This is a genomic window from Blautia sp. ZXY-1-B12 (assembly GCF_056339915.1).
Window position 1 is genome coordinate 1 of record NZ_JBWJVP010000117.1, and the last position, 11,595, is coordinate 11,595.

Below are 11,595 nucleotides of genomic sequence, written 5' to 3' on the forward strand. Positions count from 1 at the left end.
CCATTCCTTACAGGTATTTCGTCCCGTGACGGTGACCAAGCTGCCCTGTATTTACGGCGTGCAATCCGTTCCGTGACACAGAGCAAAAAACGAGGAGCTGCTCCGTGTCGTTGATAAATTAAGGAAAGACGATTCTCCTGTGGCAGAAAATATCGCAGACCATATCGAGAGCATGACCGATTATGACTTTGCACACCTTTTTATTCTCGGACGGTGATGTGGAGCAGTCCATCAGTTTGAACGGGCAGCTACATCATACAGGTGGCATGACCTTGTGTTGCCGGATAAGGACACGAAGTTTGAAGAATACACCACAATGGAATTATTGTCCGTGGCTATGCTGATTGTCATTAGTACCTTTGCCCTTGATTTTATCCATTCCGACAGGAGCATTTCCAAGTGGTGGACTTGGACGAGGCGTGGACGTTCCTACAGGTGGCACAGGGGAAAGCATTGTCTAACAAGCTGATTCGTGCTGGACGCTCCATGAACGCTGCTGTTTACTTCGTTACACAAAACTCTGGTGATGTGGACGATAGAAAAGATGAAGAACAATATCGGCTTAAAGTTTGCGTTCCGTTCTACAGACATAAAGGAAATCAAGAATACTCTTGAATTTTTCGGTGTGGATAAGGAGGACGAGGGCAACCAGAAACGACTTAGGGATTTGGAAAACGGACAATGCCTGTTTCAAGATTTGTATGGGCGTGTGGGCGTTATCCAGATTCACCCTGTATTCTCTGACCTGTTCCATGCCTTTGATACCAGACCGCCAGTGCAGACGGAAGAAATGAGGTGAAGCCTATGGACAAGAGAAAAATAGTCCGTTATCTGCTTATCACGCTTTCGGTGATTCTCGGTGTGCTGGTATTTTTATCTATCACGGGTACGGTAGCTCATGCGGCTGGTCTGGTAGACAATACGGTGAGTGACGCTAACACCTATTCCAAATATCCGCTGGAAAACTACCAGCTTGATTTCTATGTGGATTCAAGTTGGGATTGGCTGCCGTGGAACTGGCTTGACGGTATCGGCAAAAGTATTCAGTACGGACTATATGCCATCACAAACTTTGCCTGGACGGTGAGCTTATACATTTCCAATGCGACGGGATATGTGGTACAGGAAGCCTACAAGCTGGACTTTATCTCTGATACCGCAAGCTCTATCGGAAAGAACATTCAGACGTTGGCTGGTATCACTTCCAGCGGTTTTTCCAGTGAGGGATTTTATGTGGGATTTCTGCTTATCCTTATTCTGGTAATGGGTATCTATGTGGCATACACAGGACTTATCAAGAGGGAAACCACAAAAGCAGTTCATGCGGTGATTAACTTCCTTGTGGTGTTTATCCTGTCAGCTTCTTTTATTGCATACGCCCCCAATTATATCAGCAAAATCAATGACTTTTCCGCAGATATAAGCAGCTCGGCATTATCGCTCGGTACAAAAATCGTGCTGCCCGATTCCAACAGCAAAGGAAAAGACAGCGTAGATTTAATAAGAGACAGCCTGTTTTCCATACAGGTGAAACAACCGTGGCTGCTTTTACAGTACGGGGAATCGGATATAGAAACGCTCGGTTCTGACCGTGTGGAAAGCCTGTTATCGGAAAGTCCAGACACGGACGACAGAGAGGACGTTGTGATTGAGGAAATCGAGGATAAGGACAATGACTATTTGAGCGTCACAAAGACCATGACCCGTTTAGGTATGGTAGTGTTCCTGTTTATCTTCAATATTGGTATCTCGGCATTTGTCTTTCTGCTTACCGGCATGATGATTTTCTCGCAGGTGCTATTCATCATTTACGCCATGTTCCTGCCGATTAGTTTTATCCTCTCCATGATACCGACTTATGAGGGCATGGCAAAAAAGGCTCTTACGAAGCTGTTCAATACCATTATGATGAGAGCCGGAATCACACTGATTATTACCACAGCCTTTAGTATCTCGACTATGTTTTATTCCATTTCCTCCAGCTATCCGTTTTTCATGGTGGCATTTCTACAGATAGTCACCTTTGCCGGAATCTATTTTAAATTAGGTGACTTGATGGCAATGTTCAGCCTGCAATCTTCCGATACACAGCAAGTCAGCAGACGAATCATGCGACACCCGTATATGTTCCTCAACCGCAGGGCAAGACGCTTGGAGCGTAAAATCGGTAGGACAATGGCGGCTGGTGCTGCTGGCGGTGTAGCTGGTGCTGCGGCGGCTTCTGCTTCTACGAAAAAGGCAGACAATACCAAACAGACAGGTAATACGCATACCAGAGCAAATCACAATACTTCTGCTTCTTCCAGTGGAGGTAACAGCAAGCCGCCAGCTCTGCCGGATTCCAAATCACAGAAGCCGCTTACATTGCCGGATAAGAAAAGTCAGACGGATTCCTCACAGACCGTACATAGTTCACAGAGCAATACGCAGGAATCACAGTCTACCTCAAAGCGTGGAATCGTGGATAAAAAATCGGTATCGAAACAGCCGCAGTCAGAGAAACAGAATCCACAGCGTCCGAGTGTGGATAAGGAACAGGACAAGCTGGAATCAAAGGATAAAGAGCGACAGGTCACCGGATCAGCGACAAAGAGAGCTGCCCCGGTGCATGAGCGACCAGCCACAACGCCTGTTCCTGTAAAATCGGATTCACAGGCGGCAGCTTCAAAACCAGAGCAGAAAGTCAAAGAGCGTCCTGTCACAGTGACAAAGGAGCAGCCGCAATCAAGCAAGAGTAAAGAGCCTGTGACAAAATCACAGGAGAATGTAAGAACACAGGTTGTCAGAGAATCCCGTCCGGCAGATAAACAGACTTCATCAGCAGTAAATAAACATTCACAAGCTACCACAGATATTTCAAGGCAAACGGTACAACGTCAGAAGCAGACAAAGACGGTTCAGAAAAAGACCACAAATCAATCAACAATGAAGAAATCTACAAGTAAGAAAGGCGGCAAGAAATGAAGTTAAGGCATTTTGCTGTGTTCGGTGGGATTTTCACAGTGATTATCTGTCTGCTTCTGTTCCTGTTTATCGTGACCGCAGATGATGAAGAAAGCGGCTCTTCCAGCTTGGATTTTTCTGGACTGAACCTGTCAGCAGAAGTCTTGAAACATCAGCCTACGGTAGAAAAATACGCAAAGGAATACGGGATTTCTGACTATGTGAATTACCTGCTTGCGATTATGCAGGTGGAATCCGGCGGCACTGGCACGACAGACGTTATGCAAGCCAGTGAATCACTTGGTCTACCGCTTAATTCCTTGTCTGTGGAGGATTCCATCAAACAAGGGTGTAAATACTTCTCGGAGCTTTTGAAATCCGCAGAAGCGAAAGGCTGTGACATCAACACAGTGGTACAGTCCTATAACTATGGCGGCGGCTTCATTGATTACGTTTCCAGTCATGGGAAAAAGTACACCTTTGAGCTGGCGGTCAGTTTCGCAAAGGACAAGTCCGGCGGTGTCAAAGTCACCTATAAGAATGAGATTGCCATAAAAGAAAATGGCGGCTGGCGTTACAGGTACGGGAATATGTTCTATGTAAAATTAGTCAGCCAGTATTTGGCTGTGCCTAGTTTCAGTGACGCTACCGCACAGGCAATCTTCAATGAAGCGTTGAAGTATCAAGGCTGGAAGTATGTGTATGGCGGCAGCAATCCCAACACTTCTTTTGACTGTTCGGGATTGGTTCAGTGGTGCTACGGAAAGGCTGGTATCAGCTTACCCCGTACCGCACAGGCACAGTATGACGCTACGCAGCACATACCGCTGTCACAGGCAAAAGCTGGTGATTTGGTATTCTTCCACTCAACCTATAACGCTGGAACATACGTCACTCATGTAGGAATCTATGCTGGAAACAACAGAATGTATCATGCTGGCGACCCTATCGGATATGCAGATTTAACAAGCTCGTACTGGCAGCAACACTTGATTGGTGCCGGACGAGTGAAAACCAATTAGAAAGGAATGGTGCTATGCTATTTAAGAAAAAGGATAAGGAATCAAAACCAAAAAAGGAAAAGAAAGTGCCGGTGATGAAAGTTGGCACGCATAAGAAAACCGTGATTGCCTTATGGCTGGTGCTGATTGCCAGTGTCAGCTTTGGGGTGTATAAGAATTTCACCGCCATTGATATGCACACGGTACATGAGAAAGAAGTCATTGAGCAGCGTATTGTTGATACCAACAAGATAGAGAATTTCGTCAAGGCATTTGCGAAGTCCTACTATTCTTGGAGCAACACGCAGGAATCCATTGAGAAACGAACCGCAGCCATCAACCAATATCTGACAAAGAGCTTACAGGATTTGAATGTTGATACCGTCCGTATGGATATACCTACAAGCTCTACGGTAACAGACGTTAAGATTTGGGAGGTTGAAGCGGCTGGAATGAACGACTTTACCGTTGTCTACTCGGTAGATCAAACGGTAACGGAGGGAGAAACTACTATCGGCTACACTTCCGCTTATATGGTGGTAGTTCATGTAGATGGTGACGGAAATCTGGTTATTACACAGAATCCGACCATCAGCAGCATACCAACAAAATCCGGCTATGAACCAAAAACAAAAGAATCGGACGGAACAGTGGACGCTGCCACTACGGAGGAAGTTACAGAGTTCTTGGAAACATTCTTCAAGCTATACCCTACCGCAACAGAAAAGGAGCTTGCCTACTATGTATCGGGGAATGTGCTGGAACCTGTGAATTGTGAGTATGTGTTCTCGGAGCTGGTAAATCCTATCTTTACACAAGATGGTGAACAGGTGAAAGTGTCCGTATCAGTGAAATATCTCGACCAGAGGACAAAGGCAACACAGATTTCACAGTTTGATTTGACACTGGAAAAAGATAGTAACTGGAAGATTGTAAAATAATGAAGATGGGGAATGGACATTAAAAACCGTTCCCCTTTAATCATTTTCATTCACGTTTAATTTTTTTAACTGCTATTGCTTATTGTGCTACAAAAAATGCCATTCTTAATTTGGAAGATTAGTTCCAGAAAAATCAGAAAGAATATTGACATACAAGTGATGTGTGTATATAATGTGCATGTATAAACATCACACTAAAGGAGGAAAGATATTTGAAGATAGTAATATCTAATACATCTGAAAATCCTCTTTACCAGCAAATCAAAGACCAAATAAAAGACGCTATCTTAAGAGAGGAATTAGTGGAGGGCGACGCCCTTCCGTCTATCCGTTCCTTTGCAAATGATTTAAAAGTCAGCGTCCTAACAATACGGAGGGTATATGATGAATTGGAAAAAGAGGGATTTATTACAAGTCAAGTCGGTATCGGGACTTTTGTTTCTACAAGTAATATTGAATTATTAAGGGAGTCCAAACGGCGACTTGTAGAGAAAAAAATGCTTGATATGATACAGACAGCTAAATCACTAAATATCAGCAAAGAGGAATTAAATGCCATGATGGACATTCTATACGAGGAGGAAAACTGAATGGACAATATTTTAGAAGTATCTGGAATCAATAAAAGTTACGATGATTTTTCCTTGAAGGACATCTCATTCTATTTACCAGAGGGATGTATCACTGGATTTGTGGGAATTAACGGGGCAGGTAAGACAACCACTCTACGAAGTATTTTAGGGCTTACCAACAATGTGTCGGGGAAAATAAATTTTTTTGGTATGGACATAAAGGGAAATGAAAGCGAAATAAAAGACCGTATCGGTATTGTGCTTGATGATGGTTGTTTTTATGATGAATTAACCATTTCAGAAATGAAAAGCATCATAGCACCTGCCTATAAAAACTGGTGTGAACAAGATTTTATTGATTACTTAGAACGTTTCGAGCTTAACCCAAAGCAAAAAATCAATACACTGTCGAAAGGTATGCGTATGAAATATGCTTTGGCATTAGCTCTTTCACATAAAGCGGAGCTACTTATTATGGACGAACCGACAAGCGGACTTGACCCACTGGTACGAAGCCAGCTTTTGGATATATTAAAAGATTATATGAACAAAGATGGAAAAGGTGTATTTTTTTCTACGCATATTACCTCTGATTTAGACAAAATTGCAGATATGCTGATTATGATTGATAGTGGGCAGATTGTTTTTCAAGAAGAAAAAGACCAGTTGCTTGACAGCTATCGAATTATAAAAGGAAGTGCAGAGAAACTGAATTCAGATACACGAAAGATGTTTCTTTGCACAGAAGAAAGTGCATTTAATTTTACGGGAATTACAAAACAGGCTTCTGTTGTTATGGAATGTATGCAGGATGTTCTTATAGAACGACCAACGATTGAAGACATTATGCTTGCGAATGTGGAAAGGAGAAAAAAGAATGTTATTTAGCTTAGTAAAAAAAGATTTTCTAATTGTAAAGAAATATGTGGGTATTATGCTTATTGTATCCTTTTTAATTCCGCCTATTATGCTTTGGCGTACACCTGAAGCGGCTGGAGCTATGGGTTTCACACTTACTATTATTTTCAGTATTTTCATGTTGACACAATATGTTTCCTTAAAGGAACATCAATATCCGAAAGCCGCTACTCTGCTTTGTGCAACGCCATATCCCCGTAGGCTGATTGTACTTTCAAAATATTTATTTTGTCTGGTTATTTATGCGGTATGCTGTTTGATTTTTGGGATTGACACACTTCTTTTCCCAAAACTTGGAACGTTTGATATTAGGATGGCGGTTATCATTTTTTTTACGGTCACTGTATTTTTATCTGTTTATTTTCCTGCTTTATATAAACTGGGATATGAAAAAACAAAATTTTTCTTTGTCTTAGTTATTATGGCATCCCCTATTTTGTTTGCAGCTCTGTTTAAACCAGAAAATAAGATGAAGTTTGATTTCTTAAATACGGTTTCCACAACAATGCTCATTATTTTTGGTATTGTAATTAGTCTTATCATTTTTTCAATATCCGCTATTCTGTCAATTAAGTTTTTTGAAAAGAGCGATTTGGCATAGGAGGTATCGTATGGAACATGATGTAATTATTTTGTATTTGATAGCAGGAGTATCGTTTACTTTCGCCTTGTTTAATTGTATTTTGTTTGCCTTGAAACATGGAAAGACAATGAAAACAGATGGAATGATTGTTTCAATAAAGTCTACAAACCCGACAAACGAAAAATGGCGTAATGCAAAACTGGCAGAGGTTTCCTATCTGGTAAATGGCAAGTGGATTGTGTCAAAAAATCGCATACAGGTTTCTCTTACCTCCGAGATAGGAACGCATATTCCTATCCGATATGACCGAAACCAGCCAGACAAAATATACAGTTATTCAGTAAAACGAATTATTATAGGATTTTTAATTGGTGTAGGTAGCATACTTATAGCTGCGTTTATGCAAATTCATTAGAGAAAGGGGATATAGGATATGCCACATTTTCCAGAATGGTTTATAGTCATTTGTGTGTTGTTCCCTATTGCCAATTTGATTTATAAGGCATGGAAAAACAGAAAGAAATAGCAAAGTGGAGGTAATGATGAAAAAAACGGAATGGATACGCTGCCCTGTTTGTGGCAACAAAACCCGTGACAGAATTAGAGAAGATACGGTTTTAAAAAATTACCCGCTCTATTGTCCGAAATGTAAACAGGAAACCTTAATAGAAGCCAAAAATCTACAAATAATAGTAATCAAAGAGCCAGACGCACAGACGCAGAGCCGATAACACCGAGAATAGTTTTATCTTGGGTTATCGGCTTATTTTATTGGAAAGCTAAAAAGCATAGGATTACTCCTCCACTTCCTTAGACTTGATGATTCCGTCAATAACGCTTTCCATGATAACTAAATCTTTGTCGGACAGGTTATCAAGCTGCTTTTCCAACTGTATTCTTCTGGTGCTCTTCACCAGATCAGAAGCAGGCAGGAAAAAAGCGTCTGTTGATACATTCAATAAATGAACAAGGTCATAAAATACTTGTAAACTTGGGTGCTGCCCTTTGTTTTCAATATTCGTCAAATAGCGTGGGTCAATCTCAATCATTGCTCCCACTTGTTCACGGGTAAGACCTTGTTTCATGCGAGCTTCTTTGATTGCAAGACCAAAGGCTCTAAAATCATACTTATCTTCTTTTTTACGCATATGTAATCACCTCACTACATTTTACTGTTCCTGTTGATTTTCTAACAGGTATAGAAAAACGCATAGTATGGTTTGTAAGTTCCTATCTGCGTAAAAGGAACATTAAAAAAGTGCTGCATTGCGGTAAATAAAAAAAACCGCTATTGTCAGTAGCATTTTTGCATGTTAAAAATTTTCTTTGTTTAGATGGCGGTTGACAAGCCGCCTTTTTTCCATCCCCGAAAAACAGTATATAGGTTTGGGGTTAGCGGCTTTAGGAGGTAGCCGCATTGAGAAACCTACATAATCGACAATCTTTGATATATCCGATATTGTCAAAAAAATCTTAGCCTTTAAAGCGGTACAATATACCCTTGAATATGGTTTTTCACATTACATAGCAGGAATAACTATAAAAGCACAAGAACAGCATTCATTTTATGCTCTTGTGCTTTTTTGCTGCTTAAAAAAATTTTTTGACTTTTTTCTGATTTGGGTTACAAATCGCTCCTCCGTGTTGAGTGTTAGTGCGGAAAGAGGTAAAAAGCCTTTTCGCTTTAGCAACGTCAACTTGAAAGGAGGTGAGATTATGAAACCTTCTTCATTTGAGAACGCTATAAGACTTCAATTTGACTGTCTGGCTCGTAAGGTGATTGGCAGAACTGTAAAGAACTACAACAAAGAACTTGCCAGACGTGCAAAGCATGAAATATCTTTCTGTGAAATACCAGAGCTGGAATTAAACCAGTTGGGTGTATCGGACGAATACCCGATTGAATTTACTTCCTTTGATGTGTTCGGTACAGAAGTTCGTGTCTATGATGAGAAATTATGTGAAGCAATCAAAAAATTAAGCGAAAGACGACGTAATGTTGTGTTGATGTTCTACTTTCTGGAATTACCAGACGCAGAAATCGCAGAGATTTTGGATATTTCCAGAAACTCTGTTTATAGAAACAGAATGTGTTCACTAAAGCTCATTAGAGATATGTACGAGGAGGAATTATTATAACATGATGAAGTCTACAAAAAAGTGTACTCTATTCTCCACAATCAGTTTAGCTACTGATGGTGACGAAGTGGCAATAGAGAAAATATTAAATCACTATGACGCTTATATATCAAAAGCAAGTTTACGCCCGTTCTATGATGAACACGGAAATATGTATATTGTGGTCGATATGGAACTGAAAGGCAGAATCAGAGCTGCTCTTATTAAAGCAATTCTAGGTTTTGAAGTCAGAGTGAAATAAGCGAATATATACGGAGTGTTCTACCACCTCATTCCAGCTCCGTTTTACAAGTGTTCTTTGAAAACTGAATAAAGTAATCAGATACGTTTGATATACGGTGAGCCGACGGACTGGAACGCCATGACCCACGAAAGGAGGGATAGCGAAGCGAGCGACCACGCCAGTGATCCGTAAGCGACTGTTGGAAAAGTTGCTGCCATGACCCGTATATCAGAATAATGATACACCCGTATGACACGGTTCACCCATCAGAATGGGAATGGTGAAATTCCAGTGGAGCTTTCCAAAGCCATCTGATTACTTCTTATTTATAGACAAATTCTTTCATAACGTACAAGCATTTTTGCATACTTTGTAAATATATTGTAGTGAGGTGGTTCAATGGCAAATGACGCAAAGGTAGTTTGCAAGAATGTTTTTAAAAATTGTGATAAAGTGGCGTTTACAAAAGCATTTACTCTAAAATGGATAGAGTTGATACAATATGAAAAAAATAAAGGAAAGGCAACTCCTGCCAATGATAGACAAACTATCCTACAAGATGTTATAATAACATTATGTAGAGATAGTTTGTTTCGTCTTCTTTAAAAGGAGAACGAAGCATGATAGAATCAAAATCAAGAGTTGCTATTTATTGCCGCTTATCAGAGGAAGATAGAAACAAACAATCAGAAACAGACGACAGTAACAGTATTCAGAATCAAAAGTCAATGTTACTTCAATACTCATTAGAGCATGGTTGGGAAGTCTACAACATATACAGTGATGATGATTACACTGGTTCTGACAGACGACGACCAGAATTTAACAGGTTGTTGGAGGACGCAAAGAATCGCAAATTTGATATTGTCCTTTGTAAGACACAATCCAGATTTACCAGAGAACTAGAATTAGTGGAAAAATATATCCACGGTCTTTTTCCTATTTGGGGTATTCGCTTCATCAGTATTGTTGATAATGCAGATACAGCTAATAAGGGAAATAAGAAATCAAGACAGATTAACGGTCTGGTGAATGAGTGGTACTTGGAGGATATGTCAGAGAACATTAAAAGCGTTCTCACTGACAGAAGAAAGAACGGACACCATATCGGTGCTTTTGCCCTGTATGGTTACAAAAAAGACCCTGACGTGAAAGGGCATTTGATTATTGATGAAGAAGCTGCGGAAGTTGTCAGAGAAGTTTTTACACTGTTTTCACAGGGATATGGAAAGACCGCCATTGCCCGTATGTTGAATGACAGAGGAATACCAAACCCTACGGAATACAAACGACTTCATGGTTTGCGTTATAAGCAGCCTAAAACGAAAAACAGTACCCTATGGAAATATTTTGCCATATCAGATATGTTGGTAAATGAAATCTATATCGGGAATATGGTTCAAGGGAAATATGGCAGCGTTTCTTATAAGACAAAGCAAAACAAACCCAGACCAAAAGACGAGTGGTACAGAGTTGAGAGTACACATGAGCCGATTATTGACCGTGAGTTATGGGATAGGGTTCAAGCATTGGTAGCTCTAAAGGCAAAACCTTTCACAGTTGGCACAATCGGCTTATTTGCCAGAAAAGCTCGCTGTATGAATTGTGGTTATACAATGCGTTCGTCAAAGAATCGTGGTAAGCATTATTTACAATGTTCTAACCGCCATGTAGCAAAGGACGCTTGTATAGGTTCTTTCATTTCAGTAGACAAATTGGAAAAAGCTGTGATTGATGAACTTAATAAGTTATCCACAGAATATCTGGATAAAGATGAGCTTGAACAAAATGTGCAATTCAATAATGACCTGCGAGGTCAAAAAGAAGCTATGGAAACGGAGATTGCTGCTTATCAAAAAAAGATTGCGGAATACACAAAAGGAATCCGTGAACTATATTTAGATAAGGTAAAAGGTATTCTTTCCGAACTTGATTACTTGGATTTATCTAAAGACTTCTCAACACAAAAAGAAAGGCTCGAAAAACTGGTAATTGATACGCAGAAACAGCTTGATGTTATTGAAAGAAAAATGCTGATTGGCGATAACAGACGACAGTTAATCGAGCAATATACAAATCTTGAACACTTAGACAGGGAAACGGTTGAAAAGCTGATTGATTATGTATTGGTCGGTCAGAAAGACCCTGTAACTAAGGAAATACCTATTGAAATACATTGGAATTTCTAAAGTTCTCTCATATCTGGCAGCTAGTATGCCAGATTATCGGGAACTATCTTTTAAAACCTCAATGTTGTCTTTACACAATCGCACCA

Annotated in this window: 14 protein-coding genes and 1 pseudogene; 14 read left to right on the forward strand and 1 reads right to left on the reverse strand. The window is 40.3% G+C overall.

The window, feature by feature from the left end:
• Window positions 1-139 precede the first annotated feature (139 nt).
• From AC075L_RS06915 to AC075L_RS06960, 10 genes and pseudogenes are all read left to right on the forward strand, one after another.
• Window positions 140-615 (forward strand): annotated as a pseudogene (locus AC075L_RS06915) (ATP-binding protein).
• The gene (locus AC075L_RS06920) at window positions 545-799 is read left to right on the forward strand and encodes an ATP-binding protein (protein ID WP_476387421.1); all 255 of its coding nucleotides are present in this window, start codon (window positions 545-547) and stop codon (window positions 797-799) included. The pseudogene AC075L_RS06915 and the gene AC075L_RS06920 overlap by 71 nt, the downstream one beginning before the upstream one ends.
• A gap of 5 nt (window positions 800-804) precedes the next feature.
• Window positions 805-2,964, forward strand: coding sequence for a CD3337/EF1877 family mobilome membrane protein (locus AC075L_RS06925; RefSeq protein ID WP_270389784.1), 2,160 nt, complete (start codon window positions 805-807; stop codon window positions 2,962-2,964).
• Window positions 2,961-3,965 carry a bifunctional lytic transglycosylase/C40 family peptidase gene (locus tag AC075L_RS06930; protein WP_008393061.1) on the forward strand — a complete coding sequence of 335 codons (1,005 nt, stop codon included), beginning with the start codon at window positions 2,961-2,963 and terminating at the stop codon, window positions 3,963-3,965. The genes AC075L_RS06925 and AC075L_RS06930 overlap by 4 nt, the downstream gene beginning before the upstream one ends.
• Window positions 3,966-3,979: 14 nt before the next feature.
• The gene (locus AC075L_RS06935; RefSeq protein ID WP_117579311.1) at window positions 3,980-4,885 is read left to right on the forward strand and encodes a conjugal transfer protein; all 906 of its coding nucleotides are present in this window, start codon (window positions 3,980-3,982) and stop codon (window positions 4,883-4,885) included.
• A gap of 212 nt (window positions 4,886-5,097) precedes the next feature.
• Window positions 5,098-5,475, forward strand: coding sequence for a GntR family transcriptional regulator (locus AC075L_RS06940; protein WP_117579310.1), 378 nt, complete (start codon window positions 5,098-5,100; stop codon window positions 5,473-5,475).
• A complete protein-coding gene (locus tag AC075L_RS06945) occupies window positions 5,476-6,345 on the forward strand; it encodes an ABC transporter ATP-binding protein (RefSeq protein ID WP_117836162.1) in 870 nt (289 codons plus the stop codon). It abuts the gene before it with no gap.
• Window positions 6,335-6,976, forward strand: coding sequence for an ABC-2 transporter permease (locus AC075L_RS06950; RefSeq protein WP_117836164.1), 642 nt, complete (start codon window positions 6,335-6,337; stop codon window positions 6,974-6,976). Before AC075L_RS06945 ends, AC075L_RS06950 begins: the two co-directional genes overlap by 11 nt.
• 10 nt (window positions 6,977-6,986) lie before the next feature.
• Window positions 6,987-7,373 carry a hypothetical protein gene (locus AC075L_RS06955; protein WP_118341696.1) on the forward strand — a complete coding sequence of 129 codons (387 nt, stop codon included), beginning with the start codon at window positions 6,987-6,989 and terminating at the stop codon, window positions 7,371-7,373.
• A 127-nt stretch (window positions 7,374-7,500) separates the two neighbouring features.
• Window positions 7,501-7,689: a cysteine-rich KTR domain-containing protein gene (locus AC075L_RS06960; RefSeq protein WP_117579306.1), complete on the forward strand. Its 189-nt coding sequence runs from the start codon at window positions 7,501-7,503 to the stop codon at window positions 7,687-7,689.
• 63 nt (window positions 7,690-7,752) lie between these two features.
• Here the strand turns inward: AC075L_RS06960 and AC075L_RS06965 are convergent, their stop codons facing one another.
• Window positions 7,753-8,106: a helix-turn-helix domain-containing protein gene (locus AC075L_RS06965; protein ID WP_117579305.1), complete on the reverse strand. Its 354-nt coding sequence runs from the start codon at window positions 8,104-8,106 to the stop codon at window positions 7,753-7,755.
• A gap of 568 nt (window positions 8,107-8,674) precedes the next feature.
• On the opposite strand from AC075L_RS06965, the gene AC075L_RS06970 reads away from it, so the two are divergent.
• The 4 genes from AC075L_RS06970 (at window position 8,675) to AC075L_RS06985 (ending at window position 11,509) form a co-directional block, all read left to right on the forward strand.
• Window positions 8,675-9,097 (forward strand): RNA polymerase sigma factor, encoded by a 423-nt coding sequence (locus tag AC075L_RS06970; RefSeq protein WP_117579304.1) that lies wholly within the window; start codon window positions 8,675-8,677, stop codon window positions 9,095-9,097.
• Between the two features lies 1 nt (window position 9,098).
• Window positions 9,099-9,338 carry a helix-turn-helix domain-containing protein gene (locus tag AC075L_RS06975; RefSeq protein ID WP_476387422.1) on the forward strand — a complete coding sequence of 80 codons (240 nt, stop codon included), beginning with the start codon at window positions 9,099-9,101 and terminating at the stop codon, window positions 9,336-9,338.
• Window positions 9,339-9,719: 381 nt separating this feature from the next.
• Window positions 9,720-9,926 (forward strand): hypothetical protein, encoded by a 207-nt coding sequence (locus tag AC075L_RS06980; RefSeq protein ID WP_476387423.1) that lies wholly within the window; start codon window positions 9,720-9,722, stop codon window positions 9,924-9,926.
• Between the two features lie 14 nt (window positions 9,927-9,940).
• Window positions 9,941-11,509, forward strand: coding sequence for a recombinase family protein (locus AC075L_RS06985; protein WP_476387424.1), 1,569 nt, complete (start codon window positions 9,941-9,943; stop codon window positions 11,507-11,509).
• Window positions 11,510-11,595: the final 86 nt, after the last annotated feature.